At 69.6% G+C, this 23,978-nt stretch carries 23 protein-coding genes; 13 read left to right on the top strand and 10 right to left on the bottom strand.

Going from position 1 to position 23,978, the window contains the following annotated elements:
• The first annotated feature begins 47 nt into the window (after positions 1-47).
• The 5 genes from mrdA to ABZX12_RS03155 all read left to right on the top strand — a co-directional run bounded on the left by mrdA (position 48) and on the right by ABZX12_RS03155 (position 5,384).
• A complete protein-coding gene (gene mrdA, locus ABZX12_RS03175) occupies positions 48-2,099 on the top strand; it encodes a penicillin-binding protein 2 (RefSeq protein WP_355689334.1) in 2,052 nt (683 codons plus the stop codon).
• 1 nt (position 2,100) lies between these two features.
• Positions 2,101-3,267 carry a rod shape-determining protein RodA gene (gene rodA / locus ABZX12_RS03170; RefSeq protein WP_355689332.1) on the top strand — a complete coding sequence of 389 codons (1,167 nt, stop codon included), beginning with the start codon at positions 2,101-2,103 and terminating at the stop codon, positions 3,265-3,267.
• A 65-nt stretch (positions 3,268-3,332) separates the two neighbouring features.
• Positions 3,333-4,055 carry a hypothetical protein gene (locus ABZX12_RS03165; RefSeq protein WP_355689331.1) on the top strand — a complete coding sequence of 241 codons (723 nt, stop codon included), beginning with the start codon at positions 3,333-3,335 and terminating at the stop codon, positions 4,053-4,055.
• 67 nt (positions 4,056-4,122) lie between these two features.
• Positions 4,123-4,554, top strand: coding sequence for a carboxymuconolactone decarboxylase family protein (locus ABZX12_RS03160; RefSeq protein ID WP_355689330.1), 432 nt, complete (start codon positions 4,123-4,125; stop codon positions 4,552-4,554).
• Positions 4,503-5,384, top strand: a complete 882-nt coding sequence (locus ABZX12_RS03155) for a sigma-70 family RNA polymerase sigma factor (RefSeq protein WP_355689329.1) — start codon at positions 4,503-4,505, stop codon at positions 5,382-5,384. The genes ABZX12_RS03160 and ABZX12_RS03155 overlap by 52 nt, the downstream gene beginning before the upstream one ends.
• Here ABZX12_RS03155 and ABZX12_RS03150 read toward each other — a convergent pair.
• Positions 5,367-5,771: a DUF2000 domain-containing protein gene (locus ABZX12_RS03150; RefSeq protein WP_355689328.1), complete on the bottom strand. Its 405-nt coding sequence runs from the start codon at positions 5,769-5,771 to the stop codon at positions 5,367-5,369. The genes ABZX12_RS03155 and ABZX12_RS03150 overlap by 18 nt on opposite strands.
• A 79-nt stretch (positions 5,772-5,850) precedes the next feature.
• Here ABZX12_RS03150 and ABZX12_RS03145 point away from each other — a divergent pair, with 79 nt between their 5' ends.
• The 4 genes from ABZX12_RS03145 (at position 5,851) to ABZX12_RS03130 (ending at position 9,708) form a co-directional block, all read left to right on the top strand.
• A complete protein-coding gene (locus ABZX12_RS03145; protein ID WP_355689327.1) occupies positions 5,851-6,309 on the top strand; it encodes an Lrp/AsnC family transcriptional regulator in 459 nt (152 codons plus the stop codon).
• Between the two features lie 160 nt (positions 6,310-6,469).
• On the top strand, positions 6,470-7,213 hold the full coding sequence (locus ABZX12_RS03140; protein WP_355689326.1) for an alpha/beta fold hydrolase: 744 nt from the start codon (positions 6,470-6,472) through the stop codon (positions 7,211-7,213).
• Positions 7,214-7,251: 38 nt separating this feature from the next.
• Entirely contained in the window at positions 7,252-7,704 is a 453-nt protein-coding gene (locus tag ABZX12_RS03135; protein WP_355689325.1) for a YcxB family protein, read from the top strand.
• A gap of 72 nt (positions 7,705-7,776) precedes the next feature.
• Positions 7,777-9,708, top strand: coding sequence for a TIGR03960 family B12-binding radical SAM protein (locus ABZX12_RS03130; protein ID WP_355689323.1), 1,932 nt, complete (start codon positions 7,777-7,779; stop codon positions 9,706-9,708).
• Here the strand turns inward: ABZX12_RS03130 and ABZX12_RS03125 are convergent, their stop codons facing one another.
• The 5 genes from ABZX12_RS03125 to ABZX12_RS03105 all read right to left on the bottom strand — a co-directional run bounded on the left by ABZX12_RS03125 (position 9,709) and on the right by ABZX12_RS03105 (position 15,391).
• The gene (locus ABZX12_RS03125; protein ID WP_355689321.1) at positions 9,709-10,086 is read right to left on the bottom strand and encodes a hypothetical protein; all 378 of its coding nucleotides are present in this window, start codon (positions 10,084-10,086) and stop codon (positions 9,709-9,711) included.
• A gap of 46 nt (positions 10,087-10,132) precedes the next feature.
• The gene (locus ABZX12_RS03120) at positions 10,133-11,446 is read right to left on the bottom strand and encodes an HAD-IA family hydrolase (protein ID WP_355689320.1); all 1,314 of its coding nucleotides are present in this window, start codon (positions 11,444-11,446) and stop codon (positions 10,133-10,135) included.
• Between the two features lie 5 nt (positions 11,447-11,451).
• On the bottom strand, positions 11,452-12,777 hold the full coding sequence (locus ABZX12_RS03115) for a M20/M25/M40 family metallo-hydrolase (protein WP_355689318.1): 1,326 nt from the start codon (positions 12,775-12,777) through the stop codon (positions 11,452-11,454).
• Positions 12,778-12,854: 77 nt separating this feature from the next.
• Positions 12,855-13,028: a hypothetical protein gene (locus ABZX12_RS03110; RefSeq protein WP_355689317.1), complete on the bottom strand. Its 174-nt coding sequence runs from the start codon at positions 13,026-13,028 to the stop codon at positions 12,855-12,857.
• A gap of 110 nt (positions 13,029-13,138) precedes the next feature.
• A complete protein-coding gene (locus ABZX12_RS03105; RefSeq protein ID WP_355689315.1) occupies positions 13,139-15,391 on the bottom strand; it encodes a M43 family zinc metalloprotease in 2,253 nt (750 codons plus the stop codon).
• A gap of 266 nt (positions 15,392-15,657) precedes the next feature.
• Between ABZX12_RS03105 and ABZX12_RS03100 the strand changes: the two genes are divergently transcribed.
• A complete protein-coding gene (locus ABZX12_RS03100) occupies positions 15,658-16,269 on the top strand; it encodes a DedA family protein (RefSeq protein WP_355689313.1) in 612 nt (203 codons plus the stop codon).
• Positions 16,270-16,272: 3 nt separating this feature from the next.
• On the opposite strand, the gene ABZX12_RS03095 is transcribed toward ABZX12_RS03100, so the two are convergent.
• From ABZX12_RS03095 to ABZX12_RS03080, 4 genes are all read right to left on the bottom strand, one after another.
• Positions 16,273-17,253: a GNAT family N-acetyltransferase gene (locus ABZX12_RS03095; RefSeq protein ID WP_355689311.1), complete on the bottom strand. Its 981-nt coding sequence runs from the start codon at positions 17,251-17,253 to the stop codon at positions 16,273-16,275.
• A gap of 167 nt (positions 17,254-17,420) precedes the next feature.
• Positions 17,421-18,011, bottom strand: coding sequence for a hypothetical protein (locus tag ABZX12_RS03090; RefSeq protein WP_355689309.1), 591 nt, complete (start codon positions 18,009-18,011; stop codon positions 17,421-17,423).
• A gap of 2 nt (positions 18,012-18,013) precedes the next feature.
• Positions 18,014-18,892, bottom strand: a complete 879-nt coding sequence (locus ABZX12_RS03085; RefSeq protein ID WP_355689308.1) for a prephenate dehydratase — start codon at positions 18,890-18,892, stop codon at positions 18,014-18,016.
• Positions 18,893-18,931: 39 nt separating this feature from the next.
• A complete protein-coding gene (locus ABZX12_RS03080; protein ID WP_355689306.1) occupies positions 18,932-19,729 on the bottom strand; it encodes a lysophospholipid acyltransferase family protein in 798 nt (265 codons plus the stop codon).
• Between the two features lie 148 nt (positions 19,730-19,877).
• Between ABZX12_RS03080 and ABZX12_RS03075 the strand changes: the two genes are divergently transcribed.
• The 3 genes from ABZX12_RS03075 to ABZX12_RS03065 all read left to right on the top strand — a co-directional run bounded on the left by ABZX12_RS03075 (position 19,878) and on the right by ABZX12_RS03065 (position 23,832).
• Entirely contained in the window at positions 19,878-22,115 is a 2,238-nt protein-coding gene (locus ABZX12_RS03075; protein WP_355689304.1) for a M64 family metallopeptidase, read from the top strand.
• A gap of 101 nt (positions 22,116-22,216) precedes the next feature.
• Positions 22,217-22,717: an anthrone oxygenase family protein gene (locus ABZX12_RS03070; RefSeq protein ID WP_355689302.1), complete on the top strand. Its 501-nt coding sequence runs from the start codon at positions 22,217-22,219 to the stop codon at positions 22,715-22,717.
• A gap of 287 nt (positions 22,718-23,004) precedes the next feature.
• Positions 23,005-23,832: a TIGR03936 family radical SAM-associated protein gene (locus tag ABZX12_RS03065; RefSeq protein WP_355689300.1), complete on the top strand. Its 828-nt coding sequence runs from the start codon at positions 23,005-23,007 to the stop codon at positions 23,830-23,832.
• Positions 23,833-23,978: the final 146 nt, after the last annotated feature.

Raw genomic sequence — 23,978 nt, 5'->3', positions numbered from 1 at the left:
AGTGCGTCTCGTGCCTCATCCGCGCCCGGAGCGAAGCGAGGACGCGGATGAGCTGGGACGGCTTCGAGGCGCCGTTGAAGGCGCGGCTGCGGTTGTTCGTGATCGGGGTGCTGGTCTTCTCTTTGCTGTGCACGCTGTTCGGCCGCCTCTGGTACATGCAGGTGATGTCGAACGCCGACTACAGCCAGGCGGCGACCCAGCAGCACATCCGCCAGGTCCTGATCCCGGCGCCGCGCGGCACCGTCGTCGACTCGCAGGGGCGGACGCTGGTCGGCAACCGGGTCTCGGTGGTGATCACGGTCGACCGGTCCGTGCTCGCCAAGCTCCCGGACAGCCAGCAGAACGTCGTCCTCGCCCGGCTCGCGAAGGTGCTCGGCCAGAAGCCGAAGGACCTGAAGGCGCGCACGATGCTGTGCGGTGAGCCGGGCGCGTCCAAACCGCCCGCCTGCTGGAACGGCACGCCGTACCAGCCGATCCCGGTCGCGAAGGACGTCAGCGAGCAGGTCGCGATCGAGGTGATGGAGCGCCGCGAGGACTTCCCCGGGATCGCCGCCGACTCGCAGACGCTGCGCGCCTACCCCTCGCCGTTCAAGGTGAACGCGGCGCACATCCTCGGCTACCTGTCGCCGATCACGACCGAAGAGCTCGAGGACATGGACAAGGCCGGGCAGGACTCGGTCCCGCACCGCTCGGACCTGGTCGGCCGGGCCGGCGTCGAGCGGTCGTACGACAAGCTGCTGCGCGGCACGCCCGGGGAGAAGGACGTGATCGTCGACGCGGTCGGGTACACCACCGGCATCAAGAAGCAGACCGCCCCGGTCCCGGGCGCCACGCTGGTCACCACGATCGACGCGCGGATCCAGGCCTCGGTCGAGGCGCAGCTGAAGAACGCGATCATGACCGCCCGGAAGCAGTACGACAAGATCACCAAGAAGAAGTACGTCGCGGACTCCGGCGCCGCGGTCGTGATGGACACCAAGACCGGCCGGATCGTCGCGATGGCCAGCTACCCGACGTACGACCCGGGCGTCTGGGTCGGCGGCATCACGCAGCGCGAGCTGGACGCGCTCTACTCGACCAAGTCCGGGACGCCGCTGGTGTCCCGCGCGCTGCAGGGCCAGCTGGCGCCCGGGTCGACGTTCAAGCCGATCACCACGGCCGCGGCGATGAGCGCCGGGTACAGCCCGAAGACGCGGCTCGACTGCTCGTCGTTCTTCGAGGTCGGCAACCGCCGGTTCAAGAACTACGAGTCCGCGTCCTACGGCATGATCGGCTTCGACCAGGCGCTGGCGCTGTCCTGCGACACGTTCTTCTACCGGATCGCGTATGCGCTCTGGCTCAAGGAGGGCGGCAACTCCAGCGACCTCACGACCCGCGACCCGCTGGTCGAGATGGCGCAGAAGTTCGGGCTGGGCAAGCCGACCGGGATCGACCTGCCCGGCGAGGTCAGCGGCCGGATCGCGGACCGCAAGTGGAAGAAGACGTACTACGACGCGCAGAAGGACTACTACTGCAAGATCGCGGACAACCCGCCCGCCGGGACGTCGGCGTTCCTGAAGCAGTTCTCCCGCGAGTTCTGCGTCGACGGGTACAAGTACCGCGCCGGTGACGCGGTGAACTTCGCGATCGGCCAGGGCGACACCACAGTCACCCCGCTGCAGCTCGCGACCGTCTACTCGGCCCTGTCCAACGGCGGCACGCTTTACGAGCCGCGAGTCGTCCAGTCGTGGGTCGGCGCGAACGGCAAGCCGCACGAGATCAAGCCGGTCGTGAAGGCGAAGCTCCCGGTGCCGCGGAACACCTTGAAGTACATCGACACCGCGCTGAAGCAGACCACGGTGTCGGGTACGGCGGCGTGGAAGTTCCAGGGCTTCCCGCTCGACAAGATCCCGGTCCGCGCCAAGACCGGGACGGCCGAGGTCTACGGGAAGCAGACCACGTCGTGGCTCGCGTCGTACACCGATCGGTATGCCGTGGTGATGATGATCAGCCAGGCCGGTACCGGTTCGGGCGCCGGCGGTGACGCGGTGCGCAAGATCTACGAGACCTTGTACGACATCAAGCCGGCGCCGCCTGCCCAGCAGAAGCCGGGGCAGTGAGATGGCACTCCTGACTCCGATCCGGACCCGGCCGCGGATGGACCGCCGGTCGACGGTCTGGCACGTCGACTGGGTCCTGGTCCTGAGCGTGGTTGCGCTGTCGTTCCTCGGCGCGATGCTGATCTGGTCCGCGACCCACAACCGGACCTCGCTGACCGAGGGCAACCCGGACGCGTTCCTGGTCCGGCACGCGCTGAACTTCGCGATCGGCCTGGTGCTCGCGGTCGGCGCCGCGGTCACCGACCACCGCCGGGTCCGGATCCTCGCCCCGCTGCTGTACGTGGCCTCGGTGATCGGCCTGATCCTGGTGCTGGTGCCGGGCGTCGGCTCGACGATCAACGGGTCCCGGTCGTGGATCCAGCTGCCGTTCATGTCGATCCAGCCGAGCGAGTTCGCCAAGCTCGCGGTGATCGTCGGCATGGCGCTGCTGATCGCGGAGAAGAGCGAGACCGACCGTCACGAGGACGCCCGCACCCTCGACGTCGCACAGGCGGTCGCGGTCGCCGCCGTGCCGGTGGTGCTGGTGATGCTGCAGCCGGACCTCGGCACGGTGATGGTGCTCGGGTCGATCGTCTTCGGGATCATCGCGGTCTCCGGCGTCCCGAAACGCTGGATGCTGGGGCTGCTCACCGCGGGCGTGCTGGTCGCGGCGATCGCGATCAAGCTGCAGGTGCTGAAGGAGTACCAGATCGCCCGCTTCACCGCGTTCATGCACCCGTCCTCGGACCCGCAGGGCATCGGGTACAACGTGAACCAGGCGCGGATCGCGATCGGCAACGGCGGCGTGTTCGGGCAGGGCCTGTTCCACGGCGGCCAGACGCAGAACGCGTTCGTCCCCGAGCAGCACACCGACTTCGTGTTCACGGTCGCCGGCGAGGAGCTCGGGCTGATCGGCGCCGGCGCGATCATCGCGCTGTTCGCGATCATCCTGTTCCGCGGGTTGCGGATCGCGGTGAACGCGCGGGACGTGTTCGGGCGGCTGGTGGCGACCGGGATCGTCTGCTGGTTCGCGTTCCAGGCCTTCGAGAACATCGGGATGACGCTCGGCATCATGCCGGTCACCGGCCTGCCGCTGCCGTTCGTGTCGTACGGCGGTTCGTCGATGTTCGCCTGCCTGCTCGCGATCGGCCTGCTGCAGAACATCCACCTCCGCTCGCACCGCTACTGAGTCGTCGACTGAGCTGTCAGGTAGGCTGCTCGGGCTCGGCCCCCGCCCAGAGCTCGGAAGGCCTCATGACCAGGTCCCTGTCGGTTCCGCTCGCCCTTGCTGCCGCCCTGACGTTGTCCCTTGCCGCCTGCGGTGGTGAGGACGAGAAGGCTGCCGCCGGTCCACCTGCGACCACGCCGACGCCGAGCGCGACGGCGTCGACGCCCGCCGCGCCCGTCACGCGGACGAGCGCCGAGCTCACCAAGGCGCTGCTGGAGCTCGCCGACCTGCCGAGCGGCTTCGCCGAGGACAAGGAGGAGCCCGACGAGGACGCCAAGCCGTTCTCCTCGCCGAGCAGCCGCTGCAAGACGCTCGTGAAGTACCTGAACGCCACCAAGGCGCCCGGCTCGAAGGCCAGCGTGGCGCGGACGTTCACCGGCGGCCAGGAAGGCCCGTACATCGACTTCGGCCTCGACTCGATGAGCACCGCCGAGAAGGCCGCCGAGCTGCGCGACTCGTACGCCGAAGCGGTCGAGTCGTGCCCGAAGGTGACGCTCAAGACCGACGGCGCCGGCAGCACCTCGATGAAGGTCGAGACGATCCCCGCCCCGGAGTACGGCTCGAAGCCGTTCGCCTTCCGGCTCACCGGCACCAGCGGACCGAAGCGCGGACTCGAGTACGCCGCTGTCGTGACCGGCGTCGACGACGTGATCGTGTCGGTCGGCGTCCTCGCCGGCCAGGGCACCGAGCTCGACGCGGCCACCGAGGCAGCGGTCACGAAGGCCCGTCACGTGCTGAAGCCGGCGTGACCGGCGTCACAACCCTCGTCGTCACGCCGCCGGTGGCGCGGACCGTCGTGTTGGCATGGAACAACGGATGGATTTCAGCAGGATCGCCCCGGCCGCCTTCCGGGCCGTGTTCGGCGTGGAGAGCTATGCGCAGAGCCAGGTCGACCACACGCTGCTGCACCTGATCAAGGTGCGTGCGTCGATGGTCAACGAGTGCTCGTTCTGCGTGGACATGCACACCACCGACGCTCTCAAGGACGGCGAGACCACGCAGCGCCTGTTCGGGCTGGCCGCGTGGACCGAGTCGCCCTTCTACGACGAGCGCGAGCGGGCTGCCCTGGCCCTGACGGACGCGGTCACTCTGCTCGGGCGGGGCGGTGTGCCCGATGACGTGTGGGACGCCGCGGTCGCGCAGTTCGGCGACGAGGGCACCGCGCACGTGCTGCTGGCGATTGGCATGATCAACCTGTGGAACCGCCTGATGATCGCGACCCGGAAGCTGCCGGAGGTCACGGGCTGACGGGCACGCTGACCGAGTTCGCGTCGGCGCGCGGGATGCTCGCCGGGCTCGCGTACCGGATGCTGGGGAGCTGGCACGACGCGGAGGACGTGCTGCAGGACGCGTACGTCCGTTGGTCGGCCGCGGACCGTACCGACGTGGCTGAGCCGCGCCGCTACCTGACCCGCGTGGTGACGCGGCTGTCGGTCGACGTACTGCGAACCCGGCAGGCGCGCCGCGAGAGCTACATCGGCGAGTGGCTCCCCGAGCCGGTGCCGGCCGACGCCCTCGAGCTGGACGACGTGTCGCTGGCGCTCCTGCACCTGATGGAGCGACTCACTCCTCCGCAACGCGCCGTCTATGTGCTGCGGACCGCGTTCACCCTCCCGTACGACGAGATCGCCGAGATCCTCGACCGTACGCCGGAGGACTGCCGCCAACTGCACCGCCGGGCCCGGCAGGCTCTGGACGACGACCGGCCGCGGTTCCGCCCGTCCGCGGCCGAGCAACGCCGCCTGCTCCTGGACTTCGTGGCCGCCGCCCGCGAGGGTGACCTCGCACGTCTGGAGTCGATGCTCAAGGACTCTGTGACGTCCTGGACCGACTCCGGCGGGCGCCTCCGCGCCGCCCGCAAGCCAGTCATCGGCCGTGCGAAGGTCGCGCACTTCTTCGCGCACATCTACACCCGCCCCGGCTTCACCGTCACCGCGGTGGACCTGGCCACCGGGCCTGCCTTGAAGGTCCTCGTCCGCGGCGAGCCCCACGTCCTCACCGTGCAGACCGACGGCGCCGGGATCACCGCGATCCACCTCCAGGCCAACCCGGAGAAGCTGTCAGCGGTAGAGCGGTAGGGCGCCCGTGAGCGAGTCGATCGACTGGCGCGGGCCGTAGAGGGCGAGGCCCAGGTACTGGATGTCCTCGGGCTTCGTGCCGGCGAGCGTGCTGGACATCTGCTCGTAGGTGCGCGCCCTCTGCGCGACCTGGTGCATGTCGTGGACGGTCACGTCCGGGCGGGCGGCCGCCTTCGCGCGGAGGGCCTGCAGGTCGTCCCCGCGGAGGATCGGGATCGGGTGGGCGCACATGCCGGTGTGGACACCGCCGGACGCGTCGGCGGTGTCGGGGCCGACGGTGTCGTCGTGGTGGCTGCCCAGGCCGACACCGAGCAGGGCGGCGGTGTTGAGGGCGACGCCGATGGGAGCATCGGCCGCGATGATCACGACCATCTTGTTCGTCAGCACGGCGAGAACCGTAGCCCGTTGAACGGAGATTCGCGGCTGATCCCGAACATCATTCGGCGGATCTGCGAAACTGGGCGGCATGGACGAACTTGATACGGCGCTGCTGCGGATGCTGCAGAACGACGCCCGCCGGACCAACCGGGACATGGCGGCCGAGTTGAAGATCGCGCCGTCGACCTGCCTGGAGCGGATCCGTGGGCTGCGCGACCGCGGCGTGATCAGCGGGTACCACGCGGCCGTCGACCTGAAGGCGATCGACCGCTCCACCCAGGCGATCATCTCGATCAAGCTCCGGCCACAGGCGATGGCGGTGGCGACGGCCTTCCAGGCGTACGTGATGGACCTGCCGCAGACTCTGGACATGTTCATGGTCTCCGGCGGCGCCGATTTCCTCGCCCACGTCGCCGTCAAGGACACCGAGGCACTCCGCGACCTGGTGCTGGCCCTCGCCAAACGTCAGGAGATCGCCGACATCCGCAGCTCGGTCGTCTTCGAACACCACCGCCGTACGACGATCATGCCGCTACCAGACCGCTGACCGCGTGCGGCCGGAGCGGGCCTGACGATAGCCCGCGGGGTGTGGGAACAGGAAATAGCCTGTCTCGCGCCCCCGTAGCTTGTCTCCTCATCAACCAGCCGGGTCTCCGCGGCGGATCACGGTGGTGTCACGGTGGGTGGGTTTTCGTAGGGTGGTGGGCATGCGACTGAATTACGTGGAGACCGGTTCGGCCGATGCGCCCGTCGTACTGCTCGGGTCGTCGCTCGGGGCGAGCCAGGCGATGTGGGCACCGCAGGTCGACGTACTGGCGCAGCGGTTCCGGGTGATCGCGTTCGACCACCGCGGGCACGGCGGATCCGACGTACCCGATGGGCCGTATGCGATCGAGGACCTCGGCGGCGATGTCGTCGAGTTGCTGGACACGCTCGAGGTCGAGCAGGCGTCGTACGTAGGGATCTCGCTCGGCGGCGCGGTGGGCCTGTGGCTCGCGCAGAACGCCCCGGACCGGTTCCATCGCTTCGCGCTGCTCTGCCCACCGTCCAACCTGGCCGAGAACCCGCAGCCGTGGACCGACAGGGCCGCGCAAGTACGCGCCGAAGGCACCCAAGCCATCGTCGACGCGACTCTCGGCCGGTGGTTCCTCCCGGAGTTCACCGACACCGACCCGATCCGCCAGATGCTCCTGGCCTGCCCCGCCGAGGGGTACGCCGCCTGCTGCGAGGCGCTGAGCACCCTCAACCTCATCCCCGGCCTGGGCACCATCACCGCCCCCGTCCTCCTGATCACCACCGACTCCGACACCTCCGTCCTGCCGGAAACCGTCGTCCCGCTGGCCGGCCAGATCCCCGGCGCCCACCTCGAAGTCATCGAGAACGCCGCCCACCTGGTCACCTACTCCCACCCCGACGTCATCAACCCCCTCCTCCTCGCCCACCTCGCCTGAAGGCCATAGGCTGCACCTTCCTGAGGTGGGGAGGAACGGTGAACATCACCATCGCGGTGACGGTGACGGCCGCATCACGCATGCGCAACGTGCGGCTGGTCAACCGCTGGATTGGATGGGTGACGGGACTCGTCGGTTTCGCCTACCTGATCTGGTGGCTGTCCGATCCCTGGAATCTGGCCGGGTTGCTCTTCGGGGTCATCTTCCTGGTCTTTCCGGAACTGCTCGGCCTGATCAGGCATGCTCTGACCCGCCGGTACGGCCGCGTCTTCACGTACACGCTGACCGATGCGGGTGTCCGGGCGCGGAGCGCCGTCACCAGTCTCGAGTTCGACTGGAACGCGGTGACGTCGATCCGGGAGGTGAGGCCCGGCTGGGTCGTCCGGCTCCCTGCCGGCGGCGGCTTCGTGCTCCCGGAACGCGCGATGACACCGGACCAGATCACCGAGTGGCGCGCCTTCCTGGCCGCCCGCTCCGGCGCCCCGGCCTGAGCGCGATTCCGGCGTCGGCGTACTGCGGCGTTAGGCTGGTAGGCGCTCCGAATCGCTGACTGGAAGTTGTCTATGACTGTGGAATCCCTGTTCCCGCGCCTGGAGGCGTTGCTGCCGAGTGTGCAGAAGCCGATCCAGTACGTCGGTGGTGAACTGAACTCGGTCAGCAAGGAGTGGGACTCGGTCAGTGTCCGGTGGGCGCTGATGTACCCGGACGCGTACGAGGTCGCGCTGCCCAACCAGGGCGTGCAGATCCTGTACGAGGTGCTGAACGAGCGGGACCACATCCTGGCCGAGCGGACGTACTCCGTCTGGCCGGACATGGAGAAGGTGATGCGGGACAACGCGATCCCGCAGTTCACGCTCGACAGCCACCGGCCGGTGCGGGCGTTCGACGTGTTCGGGCTGTCGTTCTCGACCGAGCTCGGGTACACGAACATGCTGACCGCGCTCGACCTGGCCGGCATCCCGCTGCACGCCGCGGATCGGACCGACGAGGACCCGATCGTGCTGGCCGGCGGGCACGCCGCGTTCAACCCGGAGCCGATCGCGGACTTCATCGACGCCGCGGTGCTCGGTGACGGTGAGGAGATCGTGCTCGCGATCTCCGAGGTGATCCGGGAGTGGAAGGACGAGGGCCGCCCCGGCGGCCGCGACGAGGTGCTGCTCCGGCTGGCGAAGTCCGGCGGTGTGTACATCCCGAAGTTCTTCACGGTCGACTACCTCGCCGACGGCCGGATCCAGCGCGTGACGCCGAACCGGCCGGGCGTGCCGTTCCGGACCGCGAAGCACACGGTCATGGACCTGGACGCGTGGCCGTACCCGAAGAAGCCGCTGGTCCCGCTCGCCGAGACCGTCCACGAGCGGTACTCGGTGGAGATCTTCCGCGGCTGCACCCGCGGCTGCCGGTTCTGCCAGGCAGGCATGATCACCCGGCCGGTGCGCGAGCGCAGCATCACCACGATCGGCGACATGGTCGACAACGGGCTGAAGCAGTCCGGGTTCGAGGAGGTCGGCCTGCTCAGCCTGTCGAGCGCCGACCACAGCGAGATCGCCGACGTCGCGAAGGGCCTCGGCGACCGGTACGAGGGCAGCAACGTCTCGCTGTCGTTGCCGTCGACAAGGGTCGACGCCTTCAACATCACGCTGGCCAACGAGTTCTCCCGCAACGGCCGGCGCAGCGGCCTGACGTTCGCGCCCGAGGGCGGCTCGGACCGGATGCGCAAGGTGATCAACAAGATGGTCACCGAGGAGGACCTGATCCGCACCGTCGCGGCGGCGTACAGCCACGGCTGGCGGCAGGTGAAGCTGTACTTCATGTGCGGGCTGCCGACCGAGACCGACGAGGACGTGCTGGCGATCGCCGACCTGGCGAAGAAGGTGATCGCGACCGGGCGGGAGGCCTCCGGCCGGCGCGACATCCGCTGCACGGTGTCGATCGGCGGATTCGTGCCGAAGCCGCACACGCCGTTCCAGTGGGCCGCCCAGCTCGGCGCCGAGGAGACCGATGCACGGCTGGCGAAACTCGGCGCGGCGATCCGCTCCGACAAGGGCTACGCGAAGGCGATCGGTTTCCGGTACCACGACGGCAAGCCCGGCATCATCGAAGGCTTGCTGTCGCGCGGTGACCGGCGCGTCGGCCGGGTGATCGAGGCAGTCTGGCGCGACGGCGGCCGGTTCGACGGCTGGAGCGAGCACTTCTCGTACGACCGCTGGGTCGAGTGCACCGAGAAGGCCCTCGCCGACGAGCCGGTCGACCTCGCCTGGTACACGACGCGCGAGCGTGAGTACGCCGAGGTGCTGCCCTGGGACCACCTGGACTCCGGGCTGGACCGCGACTGGCTCTGGGAGGACTGGCAGGACTCGCTCGAGGAAGACGGCGCGATCGAGGTCGAGGACTGCCGCTGGACCCCGTGCTTCGATTGTGGCGTGTGTCCGCAGATGGGCACGGAGATCCAGATCGGCCCGACCGGGAAGAAGCTCCTCCCGCTCTCAGTCGTCTAGCTAGTTGCAGTAGTACGCCGGGGTCGGCGTCGTCTCGGTCTGGTCCTGCCAGTGCGCGACGCCGACGTAGTACCCGCAGCCGGTGCCTTCGTCGAACCAGGCCCCGCCGCCGGAGTAGGCGTACGTCTCCGCGACGGTGGTGAACGGGCCGGACGCGCTCGAGCCCTTCTGCAGTTCGACCCGGACCTCGGTCACGCTGTTCGAACACCCCTCCAGGCCGACGGCGACGTACAGCATCAACGCCGAATACCCGACCGACTTGGCTGTCACCAGATCGCACGCCTGCGTACCGGAGGTCGAGGCCTGGGCCGGCGTCGCCACGGCCAGACCGGCGACGGCGGCGCCAGCGGCCGCGACCGCACCAACGAGTTTCCGCATCTGAGCACCCTTCAGTTGGAAACCTACAGAGTGTCAGCAGATTAGGTCACTCAGTTACAACCGTCGAGCCCTTCGGCGTGGCGTGGAGCAGCAGTTCGGTGAGCAAAAGATCGTCAGCGCTGCCCAGAACGAGGTCGGCGGCCGCCACCGCGGCGGCCTGCACGTACGGATTGGGGATCGCGACCGTGAACATCCCGGCCGACTGCGCCGCCGCGACACCGTGCGCCGTGTCCTCGACCGCGATCGCCCACCCTACGCCGAGCCGCCGCAGGGCCAGCTCGTAGATCGCCGGGTCGGGCTTGTGCGCGGCCACCTCGTCGCCGGTGACGATGTGGTCGAACAGGTCGACCGCGCCCACCCGCTCCAGGTGCGGCAGCACCCACGTGCGCGGTGAGCTGCTGGCGATCGCGACCTGGAGGCCCAGCTCGCGCGCGGTCGCGATCCAGTCCCGGATTCCGGCCCGGAAGTCGAGCTCGGCGTGCAACCGGTTCCGGTGCGCGACGCGGCGGGCGTGGCTCGCCGTACGGTCGAAGCCGGCGCCGACAGCCGCAGCGAGGACGGCGTACCGCTCCTCGGTGATGTCGCCGCCGTGGCCGGGCCAGAAGCCGGTCAGGTCGAGCTCCAGGCCGTGGTGGGCCCACTCGGCCTGCCAGCTCTCGACCATCGTGGTCTCGGTGTCCATCAGCAGGCCGTCGAAGTCGAAGACGATCGCCGGTACGTCGACCGGCACCAGCCGGGTCGCCAGCCGGTGGATCTGGGCCGCGCTCAGCCCCAGCCAGGACAGGTATGCGCGCACGCCGCCGAGGTCGTCGAGATGCTCGAGCGATCCGATGATCGTCTCCGGGCGGGTCCGCGAGAACTCGGGCCCGTCCTGCGTGTTGAGGTGGACCTCGCTGATCGCGTAGTCGGCGGCGATCTCGGCGCGCGGTACGCCGGCCAGCTCGAGCAGCACCGCGACGGTCAGACCGGTCCGGTCCTTGCCCGCTTTGCAGTGCACCACGACCGGCCGGTCCGCGGGCGCGTCCGCGATCGCGGCGAAGATCCGGCCGACGTGGGCGGCGTTCCGCGTCAGGCTGTTGCGGTAGACGTCGAGCAGCCGCGGCTCCGCCGCCGGATTCCGCAGCCGCTCGGCGTCCGGGTCGATCCAGGGGATCCGCCGGTACGCCGGTGTGCCGTCGAGCGGATGTGGCTGTTTCAGCTCCCAGTCGGACCGCAGATCGAGGACGAGCCCCGCATCGAGAGCGACGAGTTCCTCGTGCACGACGTCGAGCGCATCGGTCCGGACCAGCGCCCGCGAGCGCGTCGGTACCCCGTACCGTGTCGGAAGTCCGCCAACGTCACGCGCATTCGGGCTCCACATGCCCGTCAGCTTAGGACAACGCCTCCCAAGGACTCGACGTCGTGCCAGCTTCCGTCGAACGCCTTGTGGATCAAGGCGGAATCCGTGCCGACCGCGAAGACGTCGAGCCGGCCGGGACCCCAGGCGACCACGGAACCCGCCGGCTGCGGGCGCCGGCGCGCGGCGGCGGGCTCCAGCCAGCCGGCCAGCGCGGCGATGTTCATCCGCAGGATCTCGGCGGCGAACGCCCAGTCGACGAAGGCGAGCGTGTCGTTCGCGGAGTGGATATGGCCGTTCGCGCTGTCGCCGCCCTCGATCGTCAGCACGGCGGGTATCCCCGCGGTGATGAACGGGACGTGGTCGCTGGCGAACGGGTTCAGCGAGGTCTCGACGTGCAGGCCGGTGTACGTCGCGGCGGCGGTCGCCAGCGCGCCGATCTGCGCGGACGACACCGCCGCGCCCTCGAGCAGGACGGTCGGTGTCGCGGTGTTCCGGGTGCCGATCATGTCCATGTTCAGGACCGCGCGGACGCGGGTCCGCTCGGCCGGCGGCAGCGCCGCGACGTACTGCTTGCTGCCGAACAGGCCCTCCTCCTCGCCGCCGAACAGGATCAGCCGGAGGTCGTGCTGCCAGGAGCGGCCCGCGAGCAGCCGGCCGAGTTCGAGCACACCGGCCGAACCGCTCCCGTTGTCGTCGGCTCCCGGCGCCGCCGCGGCCGAGCCGCCGGCGAGGTTGATCGAGTCCAGGTGCGCGGTGACGATCACGAGTCCGCGGTTGGCGCCGACGCCGGGCCGGTCGCCGACCAGGTTCGCCGACTGCCCGGCGCCGACCGTGATCGGCGTCCGGCCGGTCTGGTAGCCGAGGGCAACCATCCGGTCGGCGGCGAAGTCCATCGCCTGGGTGAATCCGGCGCTCAGCGAGTGCCTGGTCGGCAGGTTCGCGAGCCAGGTCAGGTCGTTCTGGTACGACGCCGTCGACACGTCGGCGACCAGGTCCGCGACGAGCGGATCCGCGCGTGCGGGCACGACGGGAGGGACGTCGACGACCGTGGTGCCGGCGCGGAGAGGCTCGATCCGCCAGCAGTTGTTGGACCGTCGACGCGGCTTGTCGGCGGCCGAGATCACCAGGTGCCGGCCGTGATCGAGCACGGGGGCGACGTCCGGGTAGTCGTTCTGGAAGCTCCGGCCCATCTGCGTGACGAGCAGCAGGCCGGGCGCGGTGCGGGATGCGCGGCCGAGGCGCTGGTCCGCGGGCACCCAGAGCAGGGTCTTGTCCCCGAACCGCGCCGCCCGCGCCCCTCCCGCGGCATCCGCGGTCGGTACGACGAGATAACGCACAGGTCCTGTGCTCATGTCACTCCTCGTCCATCCCCGAGATCGGGGAGGATTTCTGCCCTGGTCGGGAGGGAGATCCTCCCCGACCCGGGACTTCAGTGCTGCCAGGTGATGTCGAGGCGGTCGGCGGTGGTGGTGAAGTGGGCGAGGTCACCGGAGGCGCGGGTCAGGCGGCCGTTGGTATCCCAGCGACCCGTCGGCCCTGCCTCGGGGGCGTCTCCGCGACCGATCAGGTACTCCACGAAGGTGCCGTCGGCGCGGAACTCCACCCCCCGCCGGCCGCGAGCCGGCGGGAAGGCGAAGTCGTCGCGGCGGTAGACGCTGATCCCGTCGTGGTCCTCCTCGGCGGAATGCGTCCAGTGGCCGATCGGTGAGGCGGTCAGATCTTCACTTCCTGTCCGATCGCGGCGGGTGTCTCGGGGATCGTGACCTTGAAGTCGCTGATCACGCCGCCGAGCGCCTCGTACCCGGTGACCGACGGTCCCCAGGCCGAGCCGTCCCACCACTTGTGGTACAGCTGCTTGTCGGTGCCGGTGACGAACACGTCCAGCCGGTTCGCGTCCCACGAGACCACGCGCGGCTCGTCGGTGCAGATCCCGCCCATGTACTCGTACCCGGTGACGGACGGTCCCCACGCGGAGCCGTCCCACCACTTGTGGTACAGCGCGGAGTCGGTGCCGAGGACGAACACGTCCAACCGGTCGGAGCCCCACGAGACGGCGGTCGGCGCCGACGTACACACGCCGCCCATGTACTCGTAGCCCGACCAGGACGAGCCGTCCCACCACTTGTGGTACAGCGCCGAATCGGTGCCGATCACGAACAGGTCGAGCCGGTTCTCGCCCCAGGCCACCACCCGCGGCGGTGAGGCGCAGACCCCGCCGAGGTACTCGTACCCGTTCCAGGACGAGCCGTCCCACCACTTGTGGTAGACCGCGTTGTCGGTGCCGAGCACGAACGCGTCGAGCCGGTTCTCGCCCCAGGCAACGACTTCGGGCGGGCTCATGCAGATCCCGCCGAGGTACTCGTAGCCGTTCCAGGACGAGCCGTCCCACCACTTGTGGTACAGCGCCCGGTCGGTGCCGAGGACGAACGCGTCGAGCCGGTTCGGGCCCCAGGTCGCCAGCCGCGGCGGGCTCGTACAGACGCCGCCGAGGTACTCGTAGCCGTTCCACGACGAGCCGTCCCACCACTTGTGGTACAGCGCGTGATCGGTGCCGAGGACGAACGCGTCCAGCCGGTTCGGCCCCCAGGACGCGACTTCAGGAGCGCTCATGCAGATCCCACCCTGGTACTCGTAACCCGCGACGGACGGTCCCCAGGCCGATCCGTCCCACCACTTGTGATACATCGCCAGGTCGGTGCCGAGCACGAACGCGTCCAGCCGGTTCGCCCCCCAGGCCACCACCGATCCGGCCGGTTCCGGCGTCCCGGCGCCGCCGCCGAAGTCCGGCAGGTCCTTGCGGACGGTGTCCAGGCAGGCCTGCATCCGGGTCACCTGGTCGGTCGTGAACATGACCATGCCGCGGTCGTCGGTGTAGTCCATGTAGTCGTAGAACAGGTCGCCGTTCGGCCCGTTGCTGCACGTCACGTGCGGGAACGTCGGTACGCCGAAGTTCGGGCCGGCCGCGTTCGGCGTGTCGGCGCACTCGTCGCTGCCGCTGCAGCCGCTGCCGTCGTCACCCCAGATGTGGAACAGGTTCAGGTAGTGCCCGACCTCGTGGGTGGCAGTGCGCCCGAGGTCGAACGGCGCCGCCGCCGTACCGTTCGTGCCGAACCCGCTGTGCAGGATCACGACGCCGTCGGTGTTCGCCGGTCCGCCCGGGAACTGCGCGTAGCCGAGCAGGCCGCCGCCGAGCTGGCAGACCCAGATGTTCAGGTAGTGCGCCGTGTCCCAGGGGTCGATGCCGCCGGTCGCCGACGACTTCACCTTGTCGTCGGTGCCGAAGCTCGTGCTGGTGGTCTGGGTCCGGGTGACGCCGGTCGTCGGGTTCCCGTTCGGGTCCTCGGTGGCCAGGAAGAACTCGATCCGCGAGTCCGTGATCAGGCCGCTGAAGACGCCCGGCACGATGCTGGTGTCCGGGTTGGTGGCGCGGTAGTCGCGGTTCAGGACGTCGATCTGGCTGTCGATCTGGGCCTGCGAGATGTTCTGCGCGTTGGTGTTCCAGACGACGTGCACGACGACCGGGATGCGCGCGATCCCGGTGAAGCGCTGGTCGCCGGAGACGTACGCCATCGTCGCGGTCTCGAGCGCCGACCGCGCCGCGGCGTACCCGGGCGAGGTCGACAGCAGCCGCCGGTGCACGTCCATCACACCGCACTCACGACGGGTCGGGTACTCGGTCCGCCCGCCGTCGGTCGCGCCGCTCATACCGGCACCACCGGCCTGGCCGCCGCTCATGTTCGCGGCCGGCGACCCGCCGCCGCCCATGCCGGCCGCGGGCGATCCGCTGCTGGTCATGTTCGTCGTACCGCCCGACCCGGCCGGGCTGTTCATCCCGGCCGTCGGCATGCCGTCCGCCGCGGGCTGTCCGTTCGCGGTCTGCCCGTCCGGCTCGGTCGCCGGTGACTCGCCCGGCATCCGGTGCTCGTCGCGGTGCTTGTCCGCTCGCCCGTTGGCCTTCCTCGGCATCTTTCCCCCTTCCGCGGGGGCACCCGAGCAGACCGGCGTACGCCGAACCGAAGCGATCACACCCCCAGCGCGCCCTCGATCGAAGACGGTCCTGCCGTCTTCCCCCACCGAACAGTCGGCCCCCAAACACCCTGCTCTGTGATTCACGATCCGCCGATCACCTACCGCGCACAAGGTCTCGCACACCGGCAGTCAACTTCGCCGGATCCCCTGTGGCGGTTGGAGAATTTCAGCAGCGGCCTGGTGGTCGGTGGGACCCTGGAAGGGTGAAGAGTTTGACCGACTGGTTGCTGGGTCTGCACGGCATCGCCGTGTACGGGATGGTCGGCTTGCTGGTGTTCGCCGAGGACGCGTTGTTCGTCGGATTCGTGCTGCCGGGGGAGACCGCGGCGGTGCTCGGCGGGGTCACGGCGGCGCTCGGGCACACCTCGCTGCCGGTGATCCTGGTGGTCGTCATCGGTGCGGCGATCCTGGGCGACAGCGTCGGCTACGAGGTCGGGCGGTCCTTCGGGCCGCGCCTGCTGACGCACCGCGTGCTGCAGCGACGGGCGGGACGACTCGAGGCAGCGCGCAAGCAGCTCGCGGAGCGGGGCGGTGCGGCGGTGTTCCTCGGGCGGTTCGTGGCGTTCCTGCGCGCGACGATGCCCGCCCTGGCCGGGATGTCCGGGATGCGGTACCTGAAGTTCCTCGCGTTCAACGCGGCCGGCGGGATCGTGTGGGGCACGGCCGTGGTGCTGCTCGGGTATCTCGCCGGCAACTCCTACACCCGCGTGGAGAAGACGTTCGGCCGCGTCGCCGCTCTGGTCGTGGCGGGCGTCGTCCTGGCCGCGATCGTGGCCTGGCGGGTCCGCCGGCGCCGGGCCGAACGGGTGCGATAGGGGTCAGATCGCCCGTTCCCACATCGTCCGCTGGGCCACCGGGCGGAAGCCGAGCTTGGTGTTGACGGCGATCATCGGCGCGTTCTCCGGGGCGTTCCAGGTGTGGAGTACGGCGGGGAGCGGGACGCCGGCCTGCAGGGCTTTCAGGTTCGGTGCCTTGACGGCGATGCCCAGACCGTTGCCGCGATGGGTGCGGCGTACGTAGGTGTCGTATTGGTTGAGGCGCTCCGGCGTTTCCGGCGTACCGCCCATCTGGGTGTACGCCGCGAGCTCGCCCGAGGCGGTGTGGACGGCGGCCGTGGTGTAGGTGAATCGGCCCTGGGCAAGCCGCCGCTGTTCGGTGTCGCGGACCAGTTCGGGCGTCCACCGCACCGCCGCGGTTGTGCGGTCGCCGGTCGGTACGTCCTCGCTCATCCCGCTGAGCAGCTCGACGAACTGCGGCATCCACTCGTCCGGCACGTGCTCCCGCCACTGGACGATCTCGTACCCCTCCACCGAATGCTCCGGGAGGCCGGCCAGCGGCAGCTCGGCCACCTGATGCAGCTCGGCATGCTTCTTCACGAACCCGCGCGCCGCGGCGAACGCCGTACCCGGGCTTTCACCGGTCACCGGATCGCCGGCCATGTTCGTCCCCGACACGATGCTCCGGCCCTCGGCCTTCGCGCGGTCGATCGCGGCGTCGAGCAGCTTCGTCGCGACCCCGCGCCGCCGGTACTCCGGCGCGACGGCGAGCTCCACGTCGACGGTGTCCGTGTTCCCCACCAGCCACCAGTCGAGCCACGCGATCCCGAGCCAAGTGTCCCCGTCCACCAGCCCCAGCCCGTCCGCCCGCACCTCGGCATGCTCCCGGGCCATCACCACCCGGGCCTCCTCCAGCCCCATCCCCGCCGGAAACTCCAACTCCTCCTGCCGCACCCCGAACTTCACCGCATAGAACCGCCGGAACACGTCCGGGTCCTGCCCGTCCACCACCACAATCCGCATCCCGGGACCCTATCCACCCGCCCCACGCCCTGCTCCGCATGTACACCTGGGGCGTGCACGGCGGACAGGTAGTGCACCGCCGAGACACCGTACGCGCGAACAAATTCACGCTCAGGTGCACTACCCACCAAACCGACACCTCCTGTCCGGCTGCACACCCGAGCCAGCTATGGACGACAGTTGCGCGGCAGCTGAAGCAACTCGTCTGCGATGTGCTCGGGGGACCGGGGTGTGGTCACGTCCAGGTGGTTCAAGGCGAGTTGCTCGACGAGGGCCAGCATTCTCGTCTGGTAGCCCAGCGATCGGGCCAGGAACTTGTCGACCAGTTGACGGCTCTCGTCGGGCAACTCGTCGTACCTGCTTGCCTTCTGCATCCGCGCAGCGAGGACGTCCTCGTCCGCACTGAGCCAGACAGCTGTCGTGTACGGCGTCGTCAGCTGTGCGACGCTCGCGGGCCAGACCCCGGACCCCTCCAGCACCAGCCCCGCCGTCGACCGTGCCTTGACCAGTTCCTCGATCCGTGGCCACATCCGGTCGTAGTGGTCGAGCAACGCGTCCACCAACTGCTGTCCGGTCAGCGACTGATAGTGCTCGACGACATGCGCCGGAACGTCGCCTCCCGTGACGGACCACGGCCGTCCGGGATGCCGGCCGAGCTGGTCTGTCGACACGAGGTCGAAGCCGAGCCGATCCGCAAGCACTCCAGCGACCGTTGACTTGCCGACGTTCGACGTACCGCCGATCAGGACGACGCGCAACGCTAGTGGTGGGGGCGGAGGGCTCGGTTCGCGGCGGGTTCGGCTATCTGGGCGCGGAACTCGTTGGCGGGGTAGACGCCGAGGATGCGGACCTCGACGGAGAAGAAGGCGAGTTCCTCGAGGGCGAGGGCGACGTTGGGGTCCTCTGGGTGGCCTTCGATGTCGGCGTAGAACTGGGTGGCGAAGAACATGCCGCCGAGCTGGTACGACTCCAGCTTGGTCATGTTGACGCCGTTGGTCGCGAATCCGCCGAGCGCCTTGTAGAGCGCGGCCGACACGTTCCGGACCCGGTACACGAATGACGTGATCACCGGGCCGGAGTCCACCGGCGGTACGTCGGGCTCGCGGGACAGGACCAGGAAGCGGGTCGTGTTGTGGTGCTCGTCCTCGACGTCCGACGCCAGCGTCTCGAGCCCGTACAGCCCGGCCGCGGCCCGCGGTGACAGCGACGCGACGGTCGGGTCGCCGAGCTCGGACACCTCCCGCGCCGCCCCGGCCGTGTCGTCGGCGACGACCGTCGACCAGCCGTGCTCGCGGATGATCTTGCGGCACTGCCCGAGCGCGTGCACGTGGCTGCGCACGGTCCGGATCCGGTCGAGCGACGTGCCCGGGACCCCGAGCAACTGGAAGTGGATCGGCAGGAAGTACTCGCCGACGATGTGCAGCCCGGACTCCGGGAGCAGGTGGTGGATGTCCGCGACCCGGCCCGCGATCGAGTTGTCCACCGGGATCATCGCCAGCCCGGCCCGGCCGCTGCTGACCGCCTCGAGCGCGTCCTCGAACGTCGTACAGGGCAGCTGCTCGCGGTCCGGGAACATGTCGGTGCACGCCATCGCCGAGTTGGCGCCTGGCTCACCCTGGTAAGCGATCGGTCCGTCCACGATCTCCCAGGGTAGACCCACTCGATCTCACCAACCGGATCAGGTGTCCGTCTTGCGGACCTTCTCCGGCGCCCCGGTGACCGCGCGGCCCTCGAGGGCCTTGGCCTTGGTGGCGTACATGTCGATGTACTCCTGGCCGGACAGTTCCATGATCTTGTACATGATCTCGTCGGTGACCGCGCGCAGGATCAGCCGGTCGCCCTCCATGCCCTCGTACCGCGAGAAGTCCAGCGGCTCGCCGAACTTCACCGTCGGCGAGGCGAACGAGGCGACGACCTTCCCGGGCGGGGCGACCACGTCGGTGCCGATCACGCCGCACGGGATCACCGGCACCTTGGCCTCCAGCGCCAGTCGCGCGACCCCGGTCCGGCCCTTGTACAGCCGGCCGTCGTGCGAGCGCGTGCCCTCCGGGTAGATCCCGAACAGCTCGCCGCGCTCCAGCACCTTCATCCCGGCCCGCATCGCGCCCTCGGACGCCGACCCGCCGGACCGGTCGATCGGCACCTGGCCGGTGCCCTTGAAGAACCCGCGCTGGAACCGGCCCTTGATCCCGGCGCCGGTGAAGTAGTCGGACTTCGCGACGAACGTGACGCGCCGGCGCAGGACCAGCGGCATGAAGATCCAGTCGGAGTAGGAGAGGTGGTTGCTGGCGATGATCGCGGGCCCGGTGTCCGGGACGTTCTCGGCGCCGACCACGTTCGGCCGGAAGATCCGCTTCACCGGCGGTCCGACGATCACGTTCTTCAGCACCCAGTAGATGCCCTTGCCGTCGCCGTCACCGGCATCCACGACCGCAGGGTCCGGCTCCCGCCGCGGCGACTGTGCCGGTTCCGTCATCGGTGTCCTTTCCTCACTCTTCCCCGACCCACATGATGCCGCACGATCGCCCGCTTGGCTCGTACGCCGCCACGCGGGAACTCCTCACATGCCCGGCCGGAGCTTCGTAAGCTGCTGACGGCACCGTTGCCCAGGTGGGGGAGAGACCATGCGCAGCAAACTCCTGACCGCGGTCCTCGCGCTGCTCGCCGGCGTCCTGGCGGCGCTGCCCGCGCGAGCGGCCGCGCCGGACGCGACCGTCGTACCGATCCAGGTGACCGGCCCCGCCGCGTCGCGGTTCAACCTGGTGGTGATGGGCGACGGCTACACCGCGGCCGAGCTGCCGAAGTTCCGTGAGCAGTTGGACAAGCACTTGAACATCCTCTGGAGCATCGAGCCGTTCAAGTCGTACCGGAACTACGTCAACGTGTACGCCGTCGAGATCGCCTCACCCGAGTCCGGCGTCGACTGCGATCCGGGCCTGACCGACCCGAAACGCGACACCCCGCTGCAGATGGGGTTCTGGGGCGGCTGCAACCCGGGCAGCGTGCAGCGGCTGCTGACGGTCAGCCAGGCGGCCGCGACCCAGTACGCCGACCTGGTCCCCGGCACCACCAGCGCCAATCGGCAGATTCTTGCTATCGGCAACAGTGACACGTACGGCGGCGCAGGCGGGACGTACGCGACCGCGTCCGGCGGCAACGCGCTCTCCGCCCTGATCACGCCGCACGAGCTCGGCCACTCGCTCGGCGGGCTGCAGGACGAGTACGACTACTACGCCCGCGGCGAGCGCGGAGCGCCGTACCAAGGTCCCGAGCCGTCCTCGATCCACCACACGTTGCTGACCGAGCAGCAGATGCTGGCGCAGCAGAAGAAGTGGTACCGCTGGCTGGGGGAGCCGTCCGAGTCCGGCGGGACGATCGGGCGGTACGAAGGCGGGATGTACGCCGGATCGGGCGTCTGGCGGCCCAGCGCGCACTCGATGATGAAGGCCCTCGGGTACTACTTCGACCAGCCTTCGCGGGAGCGGATGACGCAGCGCCTCTCCGCGAAGGCGAATCTGTTCCAGGACAGCACCCCGGCCGGCCCGGTAGCGCCCGACCAGGTTGTCTGGCTGCAGACCCTGCACCCGGTCGACCACGAGCTCGACGTCACCTGGACACTCGACGGCACGGCGCTGCCGATGGCGAACGCGCGGAGCGTCGACCTGTCGGCGCTCGACCTCGCGCCCGGCACGCACACGCTGAAGGCGACGATCGTCGACCCGACCGACTTCATCCGCGATCCCGCCGTCCGCCCGACCGCGGTCCGATTGTGGACAATCGACCCGGCTGCCACCGCACCGCAGCCGACGACGCCGACCTTCGCCGGCTCCACCTCGACCGAGCACCCGGTGAGCGCCGACGAGGTCGTGTACGCCGAGAGCACGCAGTCCGCCGGTGCGATCACGTGGAAGGTCGACGGTCGGATTGTCGACAATCCGGGCAATGACCGCGACCTCGACCTGGCGCCGCTGGCGCTGACCGGCCGGCACACGCTGACCGCGGCGGCCGGCACCGAGACACTCACCTGGGACGTCGACGGCGTCCAACCGGTGGTCACGCCAACGATGTCGAAACCTCTGCTCGCACTGCAGAAATCGAGCGGACCCGAGTACATCTACAACGACGCGTTCACGATGGGCCTGGCGGCGCGCGACGACAGCGCGGGGTACGTCGTCCCGGAGTTCCGCGTCGACGGCGACGGTTGGTACAACTACTACGGCTGGCCGACCGACGCGTCCGCGCCGTTCCGGTTCACCGCCGAGGGGACGACGATCGACCAGCTCGTGTACGGCAAGCTCGGCGTACCGCGGGTCGTGCCGTGGGACGACGTACCGCCTGGCTACGGGCGTCATCGGGTCGAGTACCGCGCCATCGATGCCACCGGCAACATCGGCGAACCGCGCTCGTTCGCCGTCACGCTGCTGCGCCCGGCGCCGGCCTGCACGACGACCGCCACCGGAACGCACGACGGCGCGCTGTACGTGCGCACAGGCGTCACCTGCTTGACCGGCGCGACCGTGAACGGCCCGATCCTCGTCGCCGCCGGCGCGTCTCTGGTGGCGACCGACTCGCGCCTCGACGGCCCGGTCCGGGCCGATCAGGCCGCCGATCTGCAGCTGCTGCGCTCGACGATCACCGGGCCGGTCAGCGCGAACGGTGTCAACCGCAGCCTGGTTGTGGTCGGCAGCACGGTCCAGGGGCCGGTCTCCATCACGAACAGCCGCACGACCGACCCGGTGACGCTCGCCGGAAACACCGTCGACGGCCCGCTGGCCTGCTCCGGAAACGCTCCCACGCCGACCAACCTGGAGGCGCCGAACCGGGTGTCCGGGCCGCGCTCAGGGCAGTGCGCGACGCTCTGAGCGAGGCGGACATGCACGTGAGCCTCGCCGACATGTTCGCGGCGAGGCAGCGCCTCTAACTTTTCTGGTGCGGGGAGTTCCCGCCGTACTGGAGGAGAGAGATGGACGGACTGCGGGTGGCCTCGTTGATGCTGGCGACGATGACGACGGGGCTGGTGGCCGGCGTGTACGCGATCTATGCGAACGCGTTCATGCCGGGTCTGGCGAAGACCGACGACAGGACCTTCGTCAGCGCCTTCCAGGCGGTCGACCGGGCGATCGTGAACCCGTTGTTCCTGGGCCTCGGCTTCGTCGGCGCTCTGCTCTTCACGCTGCTCGCGGGACTGCTCAGCCTCAAGGAGAAGGCGCTGCCGTGGATCGCGGTCGCGTTCGTGCTGTACCTGGTCACGGTGATCCTGACGATCGCGGTCAACGTTCCGCTGAACGACGCACTCAAGGCGGCCGGGGACCCGGCGACGATCGACGTCGCCGCGGCCCGGGCGGCGTTCGACGAGGCGAAGTGGGTGACCTTCAACCTGGTCCGGACCCTGCTCGCGCTGGTCTCGTTCGGGATCCTCGGCTGGGCCCTCTACCTGACCGGCAAGTCCGCGGTCCAGCCCTGAGGTTGTACGCAGGTACCGTTCGAGGAGATTCGGACCTGGGGGAGTGATGAACGACTGGTAGGACGACCGTCCGGCGTTCTCGACCACCTCGCGCTGGTCGCCGTCCTCCGGTGGATCCTGGTCCTGGGCCGGCCACCGGTACGCCGGCGCCGTGAAGCTCGGCCGGACTGTGTTCTGGCTCGGGCAGAGCCCGGTACCGGGTTGTTTCACCGCTGGCCGGTTGCAAGGCGTCAGCGGCCCTACAACCCGCCATCGGCGCGAGGCCGGGACGCTGAGACACTGTGCACGTGCCACCAGTTCAAGCTCCGCCGTCGCAGCAGCTCCCCGCCGTCCAGAAACTGCGGGTGAGGTTCGCCAAGCGCGGGCGGCTGCGATTCACCTCACACCGCGACTTCCAGCGGGCGTTCGAGCGCGCCGTTCGGCGGGCCGAGCTGCCGGTGGCGTTCTCGCACGGTTTCAGCCCGCACCCGAAGATCTCGTACGCCGGCGCTGCGCCCACCGGAGCCGCCTCGGAGGCGGAGTACCTGGAGATTTCGCTCACACAGGAGCGGGACGCCGAGCAGGTCCGGGCCGCCCTCGACGAGGCGCTGCCGCCCGGTCTGGACGTCCTCGAGGTAGTCGTCGCCGGGCCGGGTGCGCTCGCGGAGCGGCTGGAGGCCAGTGAGTGGCGGATCGCCTTGCCGGGGGCGGATCCGGAGGCGGCCGCGGCGGCGGTGCGGGCGTTCCTCGATCGGGAGGAAATTCTGGTCGAGCGCATGACCAAACGAGGGCTTCGCTCGTTCGACTGTCGGGCTGCCGTTCTCCGACTCACCGTCGCGAGTGAACCGGGGTCGGTTGCGACGTGTGCGATACTGCAAGTGGTGTTACGGCACGGAACCCCGGCCGTGAGACCCGACGACGTTCTCGCCGGCGTGCTCGAGGTAGCGACGCTCCCGGTGACGGGCCCGGCTCTTTTGACCAGGCTCGCCCAGGGCCCGCTCACCACGGACACCGGCACGGTGGAAGACCCGCTCGCTCGTGACCGCGACGCCAACCAGGCGACCGCGACCGGCCAGGCAGGTCCCCACCAGACGCACACAGCGGAGGGCGACGCCGCCGCTCCCTCTGTGCCCTGAGCGCGGGCGGAGCGGATCCAGCAGGCTTCCGCCGTACCGCGGCCCGTGCAGTATCCGAGGGCCAGGTGGGGCGAACCGTGACCGCCTTGTGGCCGCGCCCGGACCCGTGACAGGGGTCGCAGGATGCGCCGGAGGGCTTGAGGAGA

Origin of the sequence: Kribbella sp. NPDC003505 (assembly GCF_040610875.1) — a bacterium.
Classification (GTDB): Bacteria; Actinomycetota; Actinomycetes; order Propionibacteriales; family Kribbellaceae; genus Kribbella.
This window is presented reverse-complemented; position numbering and strand designations above follow the sequence as displayed.

Excerpts from the sequence above, each read along its gene's own strand:
- ABZX12_RS03115 (WP_355689318.1), bottom strand. The coding sequence starts at position 12,777 with ATGAGCACAGGACCTGTGCGTTATCTCGTCGTACCGACCGCGGATGCC.
- ABZX12_RS03075 (WP_355689304.1), top strand. The coding sequence starts at position 19,878 with ATGCGCAGCAAACTCCTGACCGCGGTCCTCGCGCTGCTCGCCGGCGTC.
- rodA (WP_355689332.1), top strand. The coding sequence starts at position 2,101 with ATGGCACTCCTGACTCCGATCCGGACCCGGCCGCGGATGGACCGCCGG.
- ABZX12_RS03070 (WP_355689302.1), top strand. The coding sequence starts at position 22,217 with ATGGACGGACTGCGGGTGGCCTCGTTGATGCTGGCGACGATGACGACG.
- ABZX12_RS03160 (WP_355689330.1), top strand. The coding sequence starts at position 4,123 with ATGGATTTCAGCAGGATCGCCCCGGCCGCCTTCCGGGCCGTGTTCGGC.
- ABZX12_RS03095 (WP_355689311.1), bottom strand. The coding sequence starts at position 17,253 with ATGCGGATTGTGGTGGTGGACGGGCAGGACCCGGACGTGTTCCGGCGG.
- ABZX12_RS03145 (WP_355689327.1), top strand. The coding sequence starts at position 5,851 with ATGGACGAACTTGATACGGCGCTGCTGCGGATGCTGCAGAACGACGCC.
- ABZX12_RS03165 (WP_355689331.1), top strand. The coding sequence starts at position 3,333 with ATGACCAGGTCCCTGTCGGTTCCGCTCGCCCTTGCTGCCGCCCTGACG.
- ABZX12_RS03105 (WP_355689315.1), bottom strand. The coding sequence starts at position 15,391 with ATGCCGAGGAAGGCCAACGGGCGAGCGGACAAGCACCGCGACGAGCAC.
- ABZX12_RS03125 (WP_355689321.1), bottom strand. The coding sequence starts at position 10,086 with ATGCGGAAACTCGTTGGTGCGGTCGCGGCCGCTGGCGCCGCCGTCGCC.
- ABZX12_RS03130 (WP_355689323.1), top strand. The coding sequence starts at position 7,777 with ATGACTGTGGAATCCCTGTTCCCGCGCCTGGAGGCGTTGCTGCCGAGT.
- ABZX12_RS03120 (WP_355689320.1), bottom strand. The coding sequence starts at position 11,446 with ATGTGGAGCCCGAATGCGCGTGACGTTGGCGGACTTCCGACACGGTAC.
- mrdA (WP_355689334.1), top strand. The coding sequence starts at position 48 with ATGAGCTGGGACGGCTTCGAGGCGCCGTTGAAGGCGCGGCTGCGGTTG.
- ABZX12_RS03080 (WP_355689306.1), bottom strand. The coding sequence starts at position 19,729 with ATGACGGAACCGGCACAGTCGCCGCGGCGGGAGCCGGACCCTGCGGTC.
- ABZX12_RS03140 (WP_355689326.1), top strand. The coding sequence starts at position 6,470 with ATGCGACTGAATTACGTGGAGACCGGTTCGGCCGATGCGCCCGTCGTA.